The sequence below is a fragment of the Mesorhizobium sp. M0848 genome (assembly GCF_040319805.1).
Lineage (GTDB): Bacteria > Pseudomonadota > Alphaproteobacteria > Rhizobiales > Rhizobiaceae > Mesorhizobium.
This window is the reverse complement of the sequence record NZ_JAMYOM010000030.1, coordinates 59,983-77,475: the sequence shown is the minus strand read 5'-3', so window position 1 is coordinate 77,475 and position 17,493 is coordinate 59,983. Positions and strand designations below refer to the sequence as shown.

At 63.1% G+C, this 17,493-nt stretch carries 14 protein-coding genes; 3 read left to right on the top strand and 11 right to left on the bottom strand.

Annotated features, from left to right (window positions below; translation table 11 throughout):
• Nucleotides 1–64: 64 nt before the first annotated feature.
• The 11 genes from NKH95_RS28300 to NKH95_RS28250 form a co-directional block, all read right to left on the bottom strand.
• Nucleotides 65–1,474, bottom strand: a complete 1,410-nt coding sequence (locus NKH95_RS28300) for a hypothetical protein (protein ID WP_245273295.1) — start codon at nucleotides 1,472–1,474, stop codon at nucleotides 65–67.
• A 131-nt stretch (nucleotides 1,475–1,605) separates the two neighbouring features.
• A complete protein-coding gene (locus tag NKH95_RS28295; protein ID WP_352611587.1) occupies nucleotides 1,606–3,003 on the bottom strand; it encodes an NAD(P)(+) transhydrogenase (Re/Si-specific) subunit beta in 1,398 nt (465 codons plus the stop codon).
• A gap of 6 nt (nucleotides 3,004–3,009) precedes the next feature.
• Complete coding sequence (locus NKH95_RS28290; protein WP_006339983.1) at nucleotides 3,010–3,435, bottom strand: proton-translocating transhydrogenase family protein; 426 nt, start codon at nucleotides 3,433–3,435, stop codon at nucleotides 3,010–3,012.
• The gene (locus NKH95_RS28285; RefSeq protein ID WP_352722528.1) at nucleotides 3,435–4,703 is read right to left on the bottom strand and encodes a Re/Si-specific NAD(P)(+) transhydrogenase subunit alpha; all 1,269 of its coding nucleotides are present in this window, start codon (nucleotides 4,701–4,703) and stop codon (nucleotides 3,435–3,437) included. Before NKH95_RS28285 ends, NKH95_RS28290 begins: the two co-directional genes overlap by 1 nt.
• Nucleotides 4,704–4,788: 85 nt before the next feature.
• Complete coding sequence (locus NKH95_RS28280) at nucleotides 4,789–5,013, bottom strand: aa3-type cytochrome c oxidase subunit IV (RefSeq protein ID WP_013528204.1); 225 nt, start codon at nucleotides 5,011–5,013, stop codon at nucleotides 4,789–4,791.
• Between the two features lie 204 nt (nucleotides 5,014–5,217).
• Entirely contained in the window at nucleotides 5,218–5,367 is a 150-nt protein-coding gene (locus NKH95_RS28275) for a DUF3096 domain-containing protein (RefSeq protein WP_013528205.1), read from the bottom strand.
• A gap of 120 nt (nucleotides 5,368–5,487) precedes the next feature.
• On the bottom strand, nucleotides 5,488–6,267 hold the full coding sequence (locus NKH95_RS28270; RefSeq protein ID WP_013528206.1) for an N-acyl amino acid synthase FeeM domain-containing protein: 780 nt from the start codon (nucleotides 6,265–6,267) through the stop codon (nucleotides 5,488–5,490).
• Between the two features lie 301 nt (nucleotides 6,268–6,568).
• Nucleotides 6,569–8,881 carry a putative bifunctional diguanylate cyclase/phosphodiesterase gene (locus NKH95_RS28265; RefSeq protein ID WP_023813597.1) on the bottom strand — a complete coding sequence of 771 codons (2,313 nt, stop codon included), beginning with the start codon at nucleotides 8,879–8,881 and terminating at the stop codon, nucleotides 6,569–6,571.
• A gap of 144 nt (nucleotides 8,882–9,025) precedes the next feature.
• Nucleotides 9,026–12,520: an indolepyruvate ferredoxin oxidoreductase family protein gene (locus NKH95_RS28260; RefSeq protein ID WP_352893927.1), complete on the bottom strand. Its 3,495-nt coding sequence runs from the start codon at nucleotides 12,518–12,520 to the stop codon at nucleotides 9,026–9,028.
• Nucleotides 12,521–12,738: 218 nt separating this feature from the next.
• Nucleotides 12,739–13,275 (bottom strand): hypothetical protein, encoded by a 537-nt coding sequence (locus tag NKH95_RS28255; protein WP_352611591.1) that lies wholly within the window; start codon nucleotides 13,273–13,275, stop codon nucleotides 12,739–12,741.
• Nucleotides 13,268–13,879 carry a CGNR zinc finger domain-containing protein gene (locus NKH95_RS28250; RefSeq protein ID WP_352794621.1) on the bottom strand — a complete coding sequence of 204 codons (612 nt, stop codon included), beginning with the start codon at nucleotides 13,877–13,879 and terminating at the stop codon, nucleotides 13,268–13,270. The genes NKH95_RS28255 and NKH95_RS28250 overlap by 8 nt, the downstream gene beginning before the upstream one ends.
• 147 nt (nucleotides 13,880–14,026) lie before the next feature.
• Here NKH95_RS28250 and NKH95_RS28245 point away from each other — a divergent pair, with 147 nt between their 5' ends.
• From NKH95_RS28245 to NKH95_RS28235, 3 genes are all read left to right on the top strand, one after another.
• The gene (locus tag NKH95_RS28245) at nucleotides 14,027–14,932 is read left to right on the top strand and encodes a branched-chain amino acid ABC transporter permease (RefSeq protein WP_352893925.1); all 906 of its coding nucleotides are present in this window, start codon (nucleotides 14,027–14,029) and stop codon (nucleotides 14,930–14,932) included.
• Nucleotides 14,933–15,122: 190 nt separating this feature from the next.
• Nucleotides 15,123–15,707 carry a TRAP transporter small permease subunit gene (locus NKH95_RS28240; protein WP_127412900.1) on the top strand — a complete coding sequence of 195 codons (585 nt, stop codon included), beginning with the start codon at nucleotides 15,123–15,125 and terminating at the stop codon, nucleotides 15,705–15,707.
• On the top strand, nucleotides 15,707–17,488 hold the full coding sequence (locus NKH95_RS28235; RefSeq protein ID WP_502895372.1) for a TRAP transporter large permease: 1,782 nt from the start codon (nucleotides 15,707–15,709) through the stop codon (nucleotides 17,486–17,488). The genes NKH95_RS28240 and NKH95_RS28235 overlap by 1 nt, the downstream gene beginning before the upstream one ends.
• The last annotated feature ends 5 nt before the right edge of the window (nucleotides 17,489–17,493 follow it).

Here is a 17,493-nt window from a genome sequence, read left to right as displayed (position 1 = left end):
TGGCCTCCAATCCAGCCAGCATCTTGAATCACAAACATCCGGCTTTGGGAATCCTACGATTCTCTCAAAATAGGAATCGCTCTAGATGCGAGCGCGGCCGATCGCCGACCTCGACACCGGTCGCCGTCAACGACCAGTACAGCGTGTGGGTGAAGACACGGCCGAGGCAACCGCGTAGCTCGACCTGGATGTTCTCCACGCCCGGGCCGAAATTCTCCGCCATCGGCCCGGAGATCGGATCCCCCGTCAGCCAACCGTTGCCGCGGTCGAAGATATTGGTCCAGCGCGTCGCAGCAAACACCGCGCCATGATGCACCGCGCGCTGCGGCTTGCCCGAAGAACGGTTGCGCCCTTCCTGATAAAGCAATGTGCCACCGGCCGCCGCTCCCTCGGCGACCGGCGGACATGCCGAGAACAGACGCTCGGCGATGCCGCGTCTGAATTCGGCGAGATTGTGCGTCACCAGAAATTCGCTGTGGGTCAGCGGGCTGCCAAGCGTGACGAAATCGCTGATCTTCCAAGGCCCATGGTTGTCGTCCTTGGTGCGCAGTTGGCGATAGAGTTCCCACTGATGGCGCCTGAAGCCGGCAAGATCGTCCAGGCTGCCGGGCCATGCCGAGCCGGCGACGAGCGTCGCCTTGTCGATGGCGTGGATCGCCTTCAGTTTCGCCTTGTCGCGGATGGCCTCCAGTTTTCGGGGCCTGAAATCGGCCCACAAGATCTGCAGCAGGTCATAGGCGATCATCGACCCGAGGCTGTGCGAGACCAGCACGATGCGATCGTAGGTATCGTCCATCATCAGACACTTCAGCAGCTTCAGACCACGGCTGCGGATCAGAGCCCGCTTCTCGACGGTTGCAGCTTCAGCGCGCACATAGGCCGCGACATCGCCGAAATAGGGAAGGCCAAAACGATCCACTGACCAGATGACGAACGAGGCCAGGATGGTGACGAGCGCGCCGACGGTCCACGAAATTTGCTGCTGCCAAACCGACGTCGCAAGCGCGAGAGCCGCGACCAGAACGATGATGACGGCCAGAAGCGTGACCAGATAGAGCTTTCGGGCGTCGGGTGGTATGTCGGCGGGCTTGCGCCACAGCAGGTTTGTCACCCAGGCGGCAAGTCGGCCCCGCGTCGTGCCCTGCGTGATGTCGGCCCAGTAGAGCTCGTAGAAATCGGTGCGGCGGCCATCGACATCGTAAGGCGTGGTGATCCGGCGAAGTTCGTATGAATTGGTCCGGCTGTCGGGTGTGATCCAGCTCTGGTTGATCTTCGCGCCGGCGGGGTCGGCCGGATCGGCGACATGGGCATAAAACGGCGCGCGACTGGGGTCATGGCTCCAGACGGCGCTGACAAAGCCGCGCAGCGTATCCATCGGCCGCTGTTCGCCCATGCCATGCACGATCACCACCGCCTGGCCAGGCTTGCGCGGCGGTTTTCCGACGGGCGGCGGTGCGATGATGGGGTCGGGCACCAACGTCTCCGTTGACGACAATCCCGCCAGCGAGACGGGAATTCTTCATCGTAGCCTGGAAATCGCCATCAAGCCAAGAAAAAGCCCGACGCGAGCCGGGCGTTCCTTGGCGTGTCTCAAGTGATCGCCGATCAGTGGTCCATCGCCTTGACGATCTCTTCGGTCATTTTCTTGGCATCGCCGAGCAACATCATGGTGCCGTCCTTGTAGAACAGCGTGTTGTCGATGCCGGCATAGCCGGAGCCGAGCGAGCGCTTGACGAACAGGCAGGTGCGGGCCTTGTCGACATCGAGGATCGGCATGCCGTAGATGGGTGAGGACTTGTCGTCGCGCGCGGACGGGTTGGTGACGTCGTTGGCGCCGATGACATAGGCAACGTCGGCCTGCGCGAACTCGGAGTTGATGTCCTCGAGCTCGAACACTTCGTCGTAGGGCACATTGGCTTCGGCGAGCAGCACGTTCATGTGGCCGGGCATGCGGCCGGCGACCGGGTGAATGGCGTACTTCACGTCGACGCCATTGGCCTTGAGCTTGTCGGCCATTTCGCGCAGCGCGTGCTGCGCCTGGGCAACCGCCATGCCGTAGCCCGGCACGATGATGACTTTCTGGGCGTTCATCATCAGATAGGCGGCGTCGTCGGCCGAGCCCTGCTTGACCGTGCGTTCGATGCCGTCGTCGGCCTGAGCTGCCGTCTCGCCGCCGAAGCCGCCGAGAATGACGGAGATGAAGCTTCGGTTCATGCCCTTGCACATGATGTAGGACAGGATCGCGCCGGATGAGCCGACCAGCGCGCCGGTGATGATCAGCGCCAGATTGCCGAGCGTGAAGCCGAGGGCGGCAGCTGCCCAGCCCGAATAGGAGTTGAGCATCGAGACGACGACCGGCATGTCGGCGCCGCCGATCGGAATGATCAGCAGGATACCGAGCACCAGCGAGGCGGCAACGATCAGCCAGAAGACCAGCTTCGATTCCGTGGTGACCAGCAGCACGATCAGCACGACGAGCGCGATGGCAAGTGCCGCGTTGATGAAGTGGCGTCCGCCGATCATGATCGGCTTGCCCGACATGCGGCCATCGAGCTTGAGGAAGGCGATGACCGAGCCGGTGAAGGTGATAGCGCCGATGGCGACGCCAAGGCTCATCTCGATCAGCGCCTGGGCGTGGATGTCACCATCCGTGCCGATGCCAAAACTTTCCGGCGCATAGATGGCGGCGGCCGCCACCATGACGGCGGCGAGGCCGACCAGCGAGTGGAAGGCGGCGACCAGTTGCGGCATCGAGGTCATGGCGATGCGCCGCGCGGTGACGGCGCCGACGCCGCCGCCAATGGCAAGGCCGAGCACGATGAGGCCGAAGCGGCCCGCTGACGGGGTTGCCAGCGCCAGCGTGGTGGCGATGGCGATGCCCATGCCGATCATGCCATAGAGATTGCCCTGGCGACTGGTGGTCGGATGCGACAGGCCGCGCAGCGCCATGATGAACAGAACGCCGGAGACCAGATAGAGAAAGGACGCGAAGTTGGCGTTCATGGCGCTCTACTTGTCCTTCTTCTTGTACATGGCCAGCATGCGCTGGGTGACGAGGAAGCCGCCGAAGATGTTGACCGAGACCAGCATCAGCGCGACGAAGCCGAAGCCCGCGGCAATGCCGGAGGCGGCGATGCCGACGGCAAGCAGCGCGCCGACTACGATGACCGAGGAGATGGCGTTGGTGACGGCCATCAGCGGCGTGTGCAGTGCGGGGGTCACCGACCAGACGACGTAGTAGCCGACGAAGATCGCCAGGACGAAGATGGCGAAGCGGAAGACGAAGGGATCGATGGCGCCCCCGGAGAGCGCATGCGCAGCATCACCCGCAGCGTCGGCACCACCAGGCGCGGTCGCCATGTTTTGCACCGCCAGCCGGACGGCGGCGGAAGCCTGGTCGAGCTGGTCCAGGGCTTTCTGCAGGGTCTGGTCCATCACGCGATCCCTTTCGGCTTCGACGAGGGCGACTTGGAGGCGGCCGCCTTCTTGGGCGCGGCTTTCTTGGGCGAAGCGTCGGCGACCATGGTCTTGGCCGGGATTGCGGCCGGCTCGACATGGGGCTGCTGGTCGGCCTTTATGAAAGCCGGATGCACGATCTTGCCGCCATCGGTCAGCATCGTCGCCTTGACCAGATCGTCGTCGCGATTGATGGCAAGCGTCTTGGTCGTCTTGTCGACCAGCGTCTCAACGAAGGCAAACAGGTTCCGGGCGTAGAGCAGCGATGCCGACGCCGCGATGCGGCCGGGCATATTGAGATGGCCGACGATTTTCACCCCATTGGCCGTTGTCACCACCTGGCCCGGTACAGCGCCCTCGACATTGCCGCCGCGCTCGACCGCCAGATCGACGAGCACCGAGCCCGGCTTCATCGAGGCGACCATCGCCGCCGACACCAGCTTTGGCGCCGGCCGGCCGGGAATAAGCGCCGTGGTGATGACGATATCCTGCTTGGCGATGTGCTCTGATGTGAGTGCCGCCTGCTTGGCCTGATATTCCTTCGACATTTCCTTGGCGTAGCCGCCGGCCGTTTCCGCAGCCTTGAATTCCTCGTCCTCGACCGCGAGGAACTTGGCGCCGAGCGAGGCGACCTGTTCCTTGGCGGCGGGGCGAACGTCGGTGGCGGTGACGACCGCACCCAGACGCCGCGCGGTGGCGATCGCCTGCAGGCCGGCAACGCCGACGCCCATGATGAAGACCTTCGCCGCCGGCACCGTGCCGGCAGCCGTCATCATCATCGGCAGCGCGCGATCATATTCCGAAGCCCCGTCGATCACCGCCTGATAGCCGGCCAAATTGGCCTGCGAGGACAAGACGTCCATCGACTGCGCGCGGGTGATGCGCGGCATGAATTCCATCGAGAAAGCGGTGACGCCGGCCTTGGCAAAGGCTGCCACGGCGGCATCGTTGCCATAGGGATCCATGATGGCAATGACCGCTGTACCGGGTTTGTAGCTCTTCAGTTCGGCATCGCCGGGCCGACGCACCTTCAGCACGACATCGGCCTTGGCGACATCGGAAGCCTTGCCTATGGCGGCGCCGGCGCTCGCATAGTCGGCATCGACGATGCGCGAATTCAGACCGGCACCGGCCTCGACGACGACGTCGAAGCCCAACGCCGCCAGCCGTTTCACCGTATCGGGCGAGGCCGCGACGCGCGGCTCGTTGGCATCGAGTTCACGAGGGATGAAAACCGTCTGTCCCACCGCATGATCCTTTCGGCCGGAAGCTATTTCCCGCAAGACGCCGGCCGGCCTCGCGGCGGCGCCATGGACAAGGTGTCGGAAAAATCTATCGGAGGATAAAGGCGCCGACAGCCAGAATCAGCACGAACAGAATGGTCGCCGAGAAGAAGCCGCCCGCGAAGAAGCCGAAGGCCATCGCCAGAAGCAGGGCTCCGCAAAACAGCGAGCCGTACTTGGCCAGCGCGAGGAAGCCCGCATAGGTGCGGTCATGCTCGGCATAGTCCATCTTCGCGCCCAGTTCGACAGGACCGGTCGGCGAGTGATCAGCCATAGGAATACCCCTTCGAAGACATCTTTCAGGCACATAGCGAAAAGCCGGGCCGAGAGCAATGGCGCTATTGCCGCACAACAACCGACAACTGCCTCAAAGAAAGGTTGAAGCCGGCTGCCGACGCGCGACGGAGTCCAATCGCTGGATCCGGTGCTTGATGCGGAAAGATGCTCCGAAAGCGGACGCCTGCGTGCAGCCGGCGCCTCAGCCGGCTAGATGCGGAAATAGCCCGAGCAACCCGACGACGATCAGATAAAGCGCGACGATGTAGTTCAACAGCCTTGGCATGACCAGGATCAGCACGCCGGCGATCAGCGAGATGAGCGGGGTGAGCGCAAGTGTGGAAATGGTCATGACGGGTTCCCTCAAAAACTTCAGAATCGACCCGGAGCGCTGCTCGTGGCCGCACCCAGAACGCCGAAGTCGCCAAAAGGCTCCCTGTCGGCCCTGCAAAATCGTGTGAATCCTGCCGTATCAGGCGGCTTCGTGATAGTACTTTGCCGTGGGCAGGATGGTCAGCGGCGCGAGTTCTCCGACATGCGGCGTATCGAACAGCATGCGCTGTTCCATTGGCGTCGAGCGGAAGAACGGGAACCGTGAGAAGGACCGCTCGCGGATGGCGTTGACGTCGGCGCGGTAGAGCACGACCTTGTTGAAAACGCCCGGATAGGCGCGCGACTCGCTGATCTTCTCCGAGTAGTAGATACGCTTGTAGAAGCCGGCGTGATCCTCACGAATGGTCGACAGGCAGTAGGGCGCGTTGAAATGGAAGCACGCCATGCCGGCCAGCCGCAGGGTCAGGTAAGGAATCTGCGGGTAGACGCGCGACCATTCGGGATCGGACGCAAAACGGCTGGGGCAGATGAAGCTCAGCCCGTCACGAAGCATCGGCATGACGATGTCGCCAAAGGCCTTGGTGGAAGGCGACATCGGCGTTGCCAAGGTGACGTGATGGATACGCAGCGTGCTGACGAGTTCCTGGTCGATATAGACCCCGAAGCGGTAGACATTCGGTGCCTCGTCGAGCTCATCGTGAATGGTATGGTTTTCGTTGTCGGGAACCATATCGTTCGAGCGATATGACTTGTAGCGCAGGCGGTAGATGTCCTCGAGATCTTCGCCCTTGTCGCAGCGGCGGTACTCTGTCCGCTCAAGCATCGCCGAGACGTTGCGGGCGAAGCTGGACATGGTGTCGGCGGCGTCCTTGCCGTCCTCGCCCGTCACGGGACGAAGCGAACTCAACTGCACAATCATCAACTCAATCCCCGTACGTTGCCGCCGCGATCCGACACTACGACAGGGTCCTGGGATGTAAAAGATGAAAATGGGAAGCAGCCCGTTTACCAGTCGTTAAGGTTAACGATTGCTAAAATAAGACTAAAATAGTGCTTTTCTTGATTTTCTGCGTCGCGACGGGGAAAGAGCATATCTCGGACATGACGGGAAGCGGCGGAAATTTTGGCATGGCCCGCGACGTGCAGGGAAACCTCGAGCCTCTTGAAGGAAACAGGGATGGGCTCTCGGTGCCTGGGCACCATGCGCCATACGCCGCAAATCAGCGACGTACCGCCTTTTTGGCGGTCCTGATATCCTTGGCGAAGGGCCATACGGTGTTCGACATCGTCTCGATGCCGGAAGCGCTGAGCGCCGAACCGAACAGGAACCCCTGGACAAGATCAGGCTTGACCTGCAGCGCCAGGATCTTGAGCTGCTCGAAGGTCTCGACCCCTTCGACGGTCACCGAAAGCCCCAGCGGCCGCGACAGGTTGACGATGCCCTTGAGCAGCTCGAGCGAACGGGGATTCTGGGTAACGTCCATCAGGAACGAGCGGTCGATCTTGATCTTGTCGAGCGGCAGCTTGTGCAGGTAGCTCAGGCTCGAATAGCCGGTGCCGAAATCGTCGAGCGCGATGCGCACGCCAAGTTGCTTCAGCTCCTCGATATACTGGCGCGTCAGCGACTTGTCGTCGAGCAGCGCCGTTTCGGTGACCTCGATCTCGAGCCGGGAGGCGGCGAGGCCGGTGCCGGCCAACGCATCGCGAACCTTCTGGATGACATCGCGGCTGCGGAAATCCTTGGCGGAGAGATTGACCGAGACGCTGGTCTGGTCGGGCCATTTGGCGCATTCGGCGCAGGCTGCCTGCAGCACGAAGGTGCTGATCTCGGAAATGATGCCCATTTCCTCGGCCAGTGGAATGAAGATGCTGGGCGAGATCGGCCCGAGATCGGGATGATCCCACCGGCACAGCGCCTCGCAGCTGGCGATGCGCATGGTGCTCATCGCCACGATCGGCTGATAGACCACCCGCAGGCTCTTGCTTTCCACGGCTGTGCGCAGATCCGCCTTCATCAGCTGACGGTTACGGAAAGCGGCATCCATCGAGGCTTCGAACAGCCGCCAGCTGTTCTTGCCGAGCTCCTTGGCCTTGTAGAGCGCCAGGTCCGCCTTGACGATCATGGCGTCGACATCGGTATCCTTGACCCGCGACAGTACCGCGCCGCCGCTGGCCTGGATGCGCAGCCCGTGACCGGCAACGTCGACTTCCCCTTGCAGGCCGGCGAAAATCTCGTCGAGCTGGCTGGTCAGATGGCTCTCATCCTCGACGCGGTCGAAGAAGATCATGAACTCGTCGCCACCGAAACGGCTGACCGTGATATCTTGCCTGGCAATGGCGGCAAGCCGCTCGGCAACGGCATAGATCAAGCCGTCGCCGATAGGATGGCCAAGCGTGTCGTTGACGCTCTTGAAATCGTCGAGGTCGAGCACCGCCAGGCCGCAGAGACGATCGCGATCGCCTGATACCATGGCCTCGCCGACCAGTTCATGGAAATAGGCGCGGTTGGGCAGGCCGGTGAGGTTGTCGTAACGTGCCATGAAGCGTATCTTGTCTTCCGCCTCGACACGGGCGGTGACGTCCTCGAAGGTGATGACGCCCAGTTCCTGGCTGCCTTCGCGAGCCGAGAACTCATAATGCTGGCCGTTGGCGAGGGAAACCAGCACCTTGCGGTCGCGGCCCTCGCGCAGGGCACGCGTCAGCTGCGCCTCGATGTAGCGGCAATCCTTGGGCGCCAGCATGCCGCCGGCGACACCGCGCATCAACAGACCATGGATCGACCGGCCGAGCAGCGCATCGGGCGACTTGAGCGACATCAGATGCGCGGCCTCGGCATTGGCCACCGCGACGCGGCCGTCCGGGCCGAGCATGACAAGGCCGTGCGACATGGTGTTGAGCGCCCGGTTGAAGCGCTGGGCGATGCGGTTGGCCTTCTTTTCTTCCGAGACGGCCGCAAAAAGCACATCGCGTACGGTGTTGGCGAATTTCCGGATGGCGAACAGGAACGGCGCCGACAGGAGCCCGAGGAGGACATGGTAGATGTCGCCGCGCAGCAGGAAGCCCAGCGAGATCGGCCAGGTCAAGGCAATGGTCAGGATGGTGACCATGCGTGGCGAGCCGTAGTTGCGGCCGGCGATGGAGGTCGCCGTCGCCAGCGTCAGGCAAACGGAGGCGATTTCGGCGAAACCGTCGCGCGCGAAATAGATGCCGAGCAGGCAGAAGGCGCCAAGCGTCAAGCCATGCAGGGAGCCATAGAGAATGTAGTCATTCTCACGCTTGTGCGCTTCTTCCCAGGTCGTCGGCGAAGGCATGCTGTTGTATTTTCGAAAGTTTCTCATGCGGAACACACCGACGAGAACCATCGAGATCGCGACCAGCAAATACCGCGGATCGCCGTTCTTCCACCAGACAAGGCCGATCAGGAAAGTCTGCGCGAGAATGCCGATCGAAAGCGTCAGCCCGTCGCGAAACAAGGTTTCCACGAACGGAATGTAGACGTCGACCGGAATCTCGTTCTTTTTTCTCAGATTCAACGCCTGAATCCCAACCCTGGGGAGCCAAGCAGTGCCACATCCGCCTTAAGAAAGATTTAGAGAGACCCCCGCGCTCCTGCCGTCAAGCCGAGTGACGTAACGGAAAGCAAGGAAACTGTCGTTCAGGTAAACAAGGCGTATCGATCATTCGGCGGCCTGAAGTTCGGGCCGCGCCGGCGTACTCGACAGGCGTTCGAGCAGCCTTTGGCGTTCGCTCGAAGCCTTGTCGGCGCTGGCTCGACGGACGTGGCCGTAGCCGCGAATGAGGGCAGGCACCGAAGCCAATGCAGCCGCCGCATCGACCCTGGCCGGGGCCAGCGATCCGGCGATGAGCTCCAGATCCGCCTCGTACCGCGCCAGTAGCTGCCGCTCCATGCGCCGTTCGGCGGTGTAGCCGAACAGGTCGAAGGCGGTGCCGCGCAGGCCCTTCATCGCCGCCAGAACCCGAAAGCCCTTCATCATCCACGGACCGAAGCTTGATTTCCTCGGGCTGCCGTCATTGCCACGACGGCCCATGATCGGCGGAGCGAGGTGGAATTCGAGCTTTTCATAGCTCTGGAACTGTTTTCCAAGTTCGGCGACGAAAGAGCCGTCCGTGTAAAGACGCGCCACCTCGTATTCGTCCTTGATCGCCATCAGCTTGAACAGGTTCCTGGCGGCTGCCTGCGCCACCGCAGTCGAACCCGGCACGGCCTTCGCTTCGGCGGCGCGCAAAACGGCCAGCTTTTCGGCATAACGCTTGCCGTAGGCCGTATTCTGATAGGCGGTTAGGAAGGCGACGCGGCGGGCAATGATGTCGTCCAGCGTCTCGGCGATATCCGTGGCCTGGTCGGCCTTTCCAGCCACGGCCGGACCCGGCTGGGCAACGAGCCGGCGCACGAAATCCGGCTGATAGGCAGCACGACGTCCCCAGCGGAAAGCGGCGATGTTCATCGCCACGGCTTCGCCGTTGAGCTCGATCGCCTTTTCGACGGCCTCGGCCGACAATGGCAGGCCGCCGTGCTGGAAGGCAAAGCCGAGCATGAACATGTTGGCGCCGAGCGAATTGCCGAAAAGTGCCGTGGCGGTGCGGGTGGCGTCGAAGAAATGCGCCTTGTCGTCGCCCGCTGCCGCGCGGATCGCCTTTTTCAGCCGCTCTGTCGGCAACGAAAAATCGGCCGAGCGGGCGAATTCGCCGGGCATGATCTCGGCGGTGTTGGCGACGAAGATGGTGTGGCCCTCGCGCACAGCGGTCAGCACCTTCTTGGCGCCCGACACGACGAGATCGCAGCCAAGCACCAGATCGGCCTTGCCGGCCGAAACGCGGATGGCATGGATGTCGTCCGGGGTGCGGGCGATGCGGACATGCGTGAACACCGAGCCACCCTTCTGGGCGAGGCCGGCCATGTCGATCATGCCGCAGCCCTTGTCCTCGAGATGCGCCGCCATGCCAAGCACCGCACCGACGGTGACGACGCCGGTGCCGCCGACGCCATCGATGATCGCCGCCCAGCCCTGCTCGCCAAGCGGGAATTGCGCCGGCACGGGCACGCCTTCCAGCGGATCGGCCTTGCCGGCAAGGCCCTCGGCCTTGCGGATCTTGGCGCCGTGCACGGTGACGAAGGACGGGCAGAAGCCGTTGACGCAGGAGAAATCCTTGTTGCAGCTCGACTGGTCGATCTTGCGCTTGCGGCCAAATTCGGTCTCGACCGGCTGGATCGAGACGCAGTTCGACTGCACGCCGCAATCGCCGCAGCCTTCGCAGACCAGTTCGTTGATGAAGACCCGCTTGTCGGGATCGGGGAAGGTGCCGCGCTTGCGGCGACGGCGCTTTTCGGCGGCGCAGGTCTGGTCGTAGAGCAGCACCGAAACGCCCTTGACCTCGCGCAGCTCGCGCTGGACGAGATCGAGGTCGTCGCGGTGATGGATGGTGGCGCCGGCCGGGAATTCGGCCTTGCCGGCATATTTGCCGGGCTCATCGGTGACGATGGCGATGCGGTCGACGCCTTCGGCGCGCACCTGCCTAGCGATCATGTCGACGGTCAGGCCGCCTTCGTGCGGCTGGCCGCCGGTCATGGCGACGGCGTCGTTGTAGAGGATCTTGTAGGTGATGTTGGCGTCGCTCGACAGCGCGAAGCGGATCGCCAGCGTACCGGAATGGTTGTAGGTGCCGTCGCCAAGATTCTGGAAGATGTGCTCGCGCTTGGAGAACGGCGCCTGGCCGACCCATTGCGCGCCCTCGCCGCCCATGGCCGTGAAGCCGACGGTGTTGCGGTCCATCCACAGCGCCATGAAGTGACAACCGATGCCGGCCGCGGCGATAGAGCCGTCCGGCACCTTGGTGGACGAATTGTGCGGGCAACCGGAGCAAAAGAACGGCGTGCGCGAGCCGATGTCGGTGGCCTCGGTGAGCATTGCCTGGAACTGGCGCAGTTTTGCCACCCGCGCCGAAATCTCTTCGGACGGGCCGATGGTCCTGACGATCCTCTCGCCAAGCGCGATGGCGATCTCGTTGGGATCGAGCGCGCCCTTGGCCGGAAACAGCCATTCGCCGCGCTCGTCCTTCTTGCCGATAATGACTGGTTGGGTGGCAGTGCCATAAAGGCTTTCGCGCAACTGCACCTCGATCAGCGAGCGCTTCTCCTCGACGACGACAATGGTGTCGAGGCCTTGGGCGAAATCGGCGATGTGATGCAGGTCGAGCGGCCAGGGGCAGCCTACCTTGAACAGCCGCACCCCGATGCGGTTGGCGGCCGCCTCGTCGATGCCGATGTCGTCCAGCGCCTGGCGGACATCGAGGTAGCTCTTGCCGAGCGTGATGATGCCGATCTTCGGGTTGCGGCCGCCCGAATAGACGATGCGGTTCAGCCCGTTGGCAAGGATGAAGGCGGAGGCTGCGGCGCGCTTGTGCTCATGCAGCCGCTCCTCCTGGCCGAGCATGTCGATCTCGTGGCGGATGTTGAGACCGCCAGGCGGCATGTCGAAGTCCGGCACCACAATGTTCAGCCGCTCGAGCGAGGCATCGACCGAGGCGGTCGATTCGATGTTGTCCTTGACACATTTGATCGCCGCCCAGGTACCGGCAAAGCGCGACATGGCAAAGCCGTAGAGCCCGTAATCGATGATCTCCTGGACACCGGCGGGATTGAGGATCGGCACCATCGTGTCGACGAACAGGAATTCGGTGGCATGCGCGTTGGTCGAGGATTCGGCCATATGGTCGTCGCCCATCAAGGCGAGCACACCGCCATGCTTCGACGAGCCGGCGAGGTTGGCATGGCGGAACACGTCGCCTGAGCGGTCAACGCCCGGCCCCTTGCCGTACCAGACCGAAAAGACACCGTCATGGGTGCCCTCGCCCAGCAGTTCCGTCTGCTGCGCGCCCCAGCAAGCGGTGGCGGCAAGCTCCTCGTTGAGACCCGGCTGGAAGACGATGTCAGCCTGGGCGAGCTGTTTCTTCGCCTTCCACAGCTGCATGTCGAGGCCGCCGAGCGGCGAACCGCGATAGCCGGAGACGAAGCCGGCCGTGTTCAAGCCGGCGCGGCGATCGCGCTCGCGCTGCATCAGCAGCATGCGGATGACCGCCTGCGCGCCGGACAGGAAGATGCGCTCCTTTGCGAGATCGAACTTGTCGTCGAGCGCGACGTCGTGCAGCGTCATCAGGCATTTCCTCTGCGGAGGCCACGCGGGGCAGGCAGCCAACGTCGGGGTCGGATGACGCATCCTTTCTCCCCTTGCAAGGCAGGTCAAACAAAATCGCAGATGCCAGGCAACGCGCAACGAACAGTCCGCGGCCATCCTGAATAGGGTATGAAACGATCCGCGGACATTGCCCGGCGCACGAAAATTTCAGCTGCGGCCCGGATGGCCGCGACGCGTCAGCCGCCCTTCGAGCAATCCGGCTTCGGTTCGCCCGGCAGCTTGCCGTCGGGATGGCCGACGAGATCGGGGTTGGCGGTGTAGAGCTGATCGATGACCAGCGGCCGGTCGGGCAGGATCGACTGGTCTTCCGTCGACATCAGCGTGGTATCGATCTTCTGCAGGACCGCGCCGTCGGCGCCCTTGATGCTGATGGCAATCGCATAGGGCTTGTTCTTGACGACGCAGGTCAGTGCCGGGCTCTCCAGCGTCACCTTGTCGAGCTTCGGCCAGACCTTCTGCTCGACCACCAGAGGCACGCCGCCGGCGGGATCCTGGAAGCTGGCGACCGCGACCTGGCCCTCTCCCATCGGCTTCAGCGGCCGCAGGGTCACGACATAGGTCGCCCTTGCGAGGCGGTAGTTGAAGACGAATATCTTGCCGGAAATCTCGAACAGCTTCCCTTCGTCGCTGCCGGTATCGCGGCAGGCGCCGAGCGCAACGGCCGCGATGAGTGCCGCGCCGACAAGGATCGAACGGGAAAGGCCGCTACGCATTCCTGACCTCATTTTCCGCCATGCGACGGCGACGATAGTGACGGCTTGCCTTCTGCCTGTTGCCGCACACCGCCATGTCGCACCAAAGGCGGCTGGAATTGCGGCTTCTGTCGACGAACAGCCAGGTGCAGTTGGGACAGATCCTGAGCCTCGCGACGGTGTCGTCGCGCAGAAGCGACAGCGCCGAAACCGCCAGTGCCGCCTCGAAGGCGATCGGCGTCAGGGGATCACCGAACGGCCTCCCCGGCGCACCGATCTCGGTCCGGCTGCCGGCAAGGCCATCGGCGCAGGCTCTCAGGAATCCGGGCAGATCAGTGGTGGCAACCGCGCCCTTCGACGCCGCTCCACGGAACAGCCGGTCGGTCGCCTCGCGGATCGACAGCACGACGGGCGCGATCGCCACCGCCGAGGATACCGCCAACGGCCTTTCGCCAAGTTCGGCGGCGCGAAAGCGGCTCGCCGCATCGGCGAAGCGGGCAATCTCGGCCGGATCGTCGAAGCGATCGAACGTCCGCTCCCGATCGCCGCGCAGCACGACGGTGTTCGCCGTGTCGAGCGCAAGCAAGCCGCCGGTGAAGCGGTGCGGGGTCCACGATACTGTCATGCCAAAAATCTAACCGATAAATCGTATTTGACAAGTTATATTCAGCGATGCAACCTCACTCCGGGATGCGGCGGTCTCCGCAGCCTTTTGAGCATGTCGTTGGCCAAGACCGCTTCGCACTTTTGGCGGCATGCTTCGAGGTTTTGCATGCTCTATTTCTTCCAGCAGGTGTTGAACGGGCTGCACTCGGGCGCGCTTTATGCGCTGCTCGCCTTTGGTTATGTGCTGACCAACGGCATCCTGCACCGCACCAATCTCGCCTATGGCGCATTGTTCGCCTTTTGCGGCCAGACGATGATCCTGACCGCGGCCTTCGGCTATCAGGTGCTGTGGCTGACGCTGCTGGCGGCGATGGCGCTCGGCGTCGTCGCCGCGTTCCTTTATGCCGCGCTGATCAGCCACGTGCTGTCACGCAGCGTCTTCGAACCGTTGGCCGACCGTACACCCAATGCGATCGTGGTGACGACGCTCGGCATCCTGCTGCTGCTGTCCGAAGCGAGCCGCATCGCCGCCGACACGCATGATCTGTGGCTCCCGCCGATGCTGGCGCAGCCCATCGTTTTCGCGCAGGGCGCGACCTTCAAGGCAACGCTGACGCTCATCCAGATCATCGACTGCGCCGTGGTGGTGGCGGCAATCGCGCTGGCCAGCCGGGCTTTTGCCCGGTCGAGCTTCGGACGGCGCTGGCGCGCCGTCTCCGACGACCCCAAGGCAGCCGCGATGTGCGGCGTCGACGTGCGCGCGGTGTTTCGGCATGCGGTGCTGTTCGGCGGCTTCTGCGCCGCGCTGGCCGGTGTCATGGCCGGGCTCTATTACGGCAATGTCAGCTTCGGCTCGGGCCTCGTCTACGGGTTGAAGATCCTGTTCGTGACGGCGGTCGGCGGCTATCTCTCGCCACCGCGCGCAGCACTCGGCGCGGCCGCCTTCGGTATGGCCGAATCGCTGTGGGCCGGCTATTTCCCGGTCGAGTGGCGCGACGCGTGGATGTATCTGTTCCTGGTCACGACGCTGATCCTGATCGGCGCCGGCCGCGACACCGGCAAAATCGCCTGAAAAGGTCAGACTTTGGTTGCATGACGCGAGGGCAGATCGCCGGTATCGGGCACTGTCTGCCATGCGATGATATTTGCTGCCTCTATGCTTGTTGACCCGTCAGTCCACGCGCGGCATACCGTTGGACCACGCGGCGTGACGGACAAAAAAGGGGGGAGCCGGCACGCCTCCGGTACAAGGGAGGAAATGCATGGCAGGGCTTCTTGCTCTATCCAGGACTATTGATCGCGCCAACGAATTCATCGGCAAATGGATATCGTGGCTGATCCTGCTGGCGATCCTGGTGAGCGCCGCCAACGCCATTATCCGCAAGGTGTTCGACATATCCTCGAACGCCTGGCTCGAGCTGCAATGGTACCTGTTCGGCGCCGCCTTCATGTTAGCCGCCGCCTATACGCTGAAGCAGAACGAACATATCCGCATCGACATCGTCTACGGCCTGTTTTCACGCCGCGTACAGCACTGGATCGACCTGCTCGGGCATCTCTTCTTCCTGATGCCGTTCGTGACGCTGATGGTGATCTATTTCGTGCCCTATGTGTCGCTGTCGTTTCGCAGCGGCGAGATGTCCAACAATTCCGGCGGGCTGATCATCTGGCCGGCCAAGGCCATCCTGCTCATCGGTTTTTTCCTGCTCGCGCTGCAGGGCATCTCCGAAATCATCAAGAAGATCGCCATCATGCGCGGAGACATGGACGACCCCAATCCCTTCATATCGGTGCATGAGCAGGCCGAACTCGAAGCCAAGGCGCTGGCCGACGAGGTGCGCTCGTGATGGAGTTCATCGCGCAGAACATGGCGCCGATCATGTTCGCCTCGCTGATCATCTTCCTGCTGATCGGCTACCCCGTCGCCTTTTCGCTGGCCGCCAACGGCTTGATGTTCTTCTTCATCGGCGTGCTGCTATCCCCCTATTCCGGAGGATCGATCAACCTCGCCTGGCCGCTCCTGCACGCATTGCCGGATAATTTCTACGGCAGCCGGGTGATGTCGAACGACACGCTGCTGGCCATCCCGTTCTTTACCTTCATGGGCATCGTGCTCGAGCGGTCGGGTATGGCCGAAGACCTGCTCGACACGATCGGCCAGCTGTTCGGGCCCATCCGAGGCGGCCTCGCCTATGCGGTGATCTTCGTCGGCGCGCTCTTGGCGGCGACCACCGGCGTGGTGGCGGCTTCCGTCATCGCCATGGGCCTGATCTCGCTGCCGATCATGCTGCGCTATGGCTATGACCGCCGGCTCGCATCCGGTGTCATCGCTGCCTCCGGCACGCTTGCCCAGATCATCCCGCCGTCGCTGGTGCTGATCGTGCTTGCCGACCAGCTCGGCCGCTCGGTCGGCGATATGTACGCGGGCGCGTTGATCCCGGGCCTCGTGCTCACCGGCCTCTATATGTCCTACATCCTGATCATGTCGATCATCCGGCCGAACTCGATGCCGGCGCTGCCGCTCGAGGCTCGTACACTCGGCCATGGCGTGATGTCGCTGCTGGTGGCTTTGCTGGTCACATCAGCGGTTTCCTACGCGGCGTATCGTTATCTGGCGCCGGCGCATGGCGACAATGCCGACATTCTCGGCGCGACGGCCGGAGTGCTGTTCATCTACATCGTCGCCATTGCCGACAAACGCCTGAACTTCAACATGATGTCCAGGCTCGCGCAGCAGGTGATCATCGTGCTGATCCCGCCACTGGCGCTGATCTTTCTGGTGCTGGGCACCATCTTCCTGGGCATCGCCACGCCGACGGAAGGCGGCGCCATGGGCTCGGTCGGCGCCTTGTTCATGGCGGCGGCCAAGGGGCGCTTGTCGCTTGACGTCGTCAAGCAGGCGCTGGCCTCGACGACAAGGCTGTCGTCCTTCGTGCTGTTCATCCTGATCGGCGCACGGGTGTTCTCACTGACCTTTTACGGCGTCAACGGCCATATCTGGGTCGAGCACCTTTTGACGTCGCTGCCGGGCGGCGAGGTCGGCTTCCTGATCGGCGTCAACATGCTCGTCTTCTTCCTCGCCTTCTTTCTCGACTTCTTCGAGCTCGCCTTCATCATCGTGCCGCTGTTGGCACCGGCCGCCGACAAGCTCGGCATCGATCTGATCTGGTTCGGCGTACTTCTGGGCGTCAACATGCAGACCAGCTTCATGCATCCGCCCTTCGGCTTCGCGCTGTTCTACCTGCGCTCGGTCGCCGCCCGCGTGCCCTATCTCGACCGCCTCACCGGCAAACAGATCGCGCCGGTGACCACAGGGCAGATCTATTGGGGGGCGGTGCCCTTCGTCTGTATCCAGGTGATCATGATCGGACTGACCATCGCCTTCCCGCAAATGGTGATGCACTACAAGGGCACCGTCGTGGATCCCGGCACGATCGACTACAAGGTGCCGGAGGTGCCCGGCCTGTCGCCACTCGGCACTCCACCGGCAGATGGCGCAGCGCCTACCGGCGGTGGCACGGCGCCGGCCGCTCCCGATCTGTCGCAGCCGCCGAGCTTGGGCGACGCGCCGCCGGCCAAACCGGCAGCACCGCAACCCGACCTGTCGCAGCCGCCAAGCTTCAACTGAGACGG

What these genes read in the sequence shown, in the direction of transcription:
- NKH95_RS28295 (WP_352611587.1), bottom strand. Translation starts at nt 3,003, where the DNA reads ATGAACGCCAACTTCGCGTCCTTTCTCTATCTGGTCTCCGGCGTTCTG.
- NKH95_RS28290 (WP_006339983.1), bottom strand. Translation starts at nt 3,435, where the DNA reads ATGGACCAGACCCTGCAGAAAGCCCTGGACCAGCTCGACCAGGCTTCC.
- NKH95_RS28280 (WP_013528204.1), bottom strand. Translation starts at nt 5,013, where the DNA reads ATGGCTGATCACTCGCCGACCGGTCCTGTCGAACTGGGCGCGAAGATG.
- NKH95_RS28275 (WP_013528205.1), bottom strand. Translation starts at nt 5,367, where the DNA reads ATGACCATTTCCACACTTGCGCTCACCCCGCTCATCTCGCTGATCGCC.
- NKH95_RS28270 (WP_013528206.1), bottom strand. Translation starts at nt 6,267, where the DNA reads ATGATTGTGCAGTTGAGTTCGCTTCGTCCCGTGACGGGCGAGGACGGC.
- NKH95_RS28260 (WP_352893927.1), bottom strand. Translation starts at nt 12,520, where the DNA reads ATGACGCTGCACGACGTCGCGCTCGACGACAAGTTCGATCTCGCAAAG.
- NKH95_RS28255 (WP_352611591.1), bottom strand. Translation starts at nt 13,275, where the DNA reads ATGCGTAGCGGCCTTTCCCGTTCGATCCTTGTCGGCGCGGCACTCATC.
- NKH95_RS28250 (WP_352794621.1), bottom strand. Translation starts at nt 13,879, where the DNA reads ATGACAGTATCGTGGACCCCGCACCGCTTCACCGGCGGCTTGCTTGCG.
- NKH95_RS28245 (WP_352893925.1), top strand. Translation starts at nt 14,027, where the DNA reads ATGCTCTATTTCTTCCAGCAGGTGTTGAACGGGCTGCACTCGGGCGCG.
- NKH95_RS28240 (WP_127412900.1), top strand. Translation starts at nt 15,123, where the DNA reads ATGGCAGGGCTTCTTGCTCTATCCAGGACTATTGATCGCGCCAACGAA.
- NKH95_RS28235 (WP_502895372.1), top strand. Translation starts at nt 15,707, where the DNA reads ATGGAGTTCATCGCGCAGAACATGGCGCCGATCATGTTCGCCTCGCTG.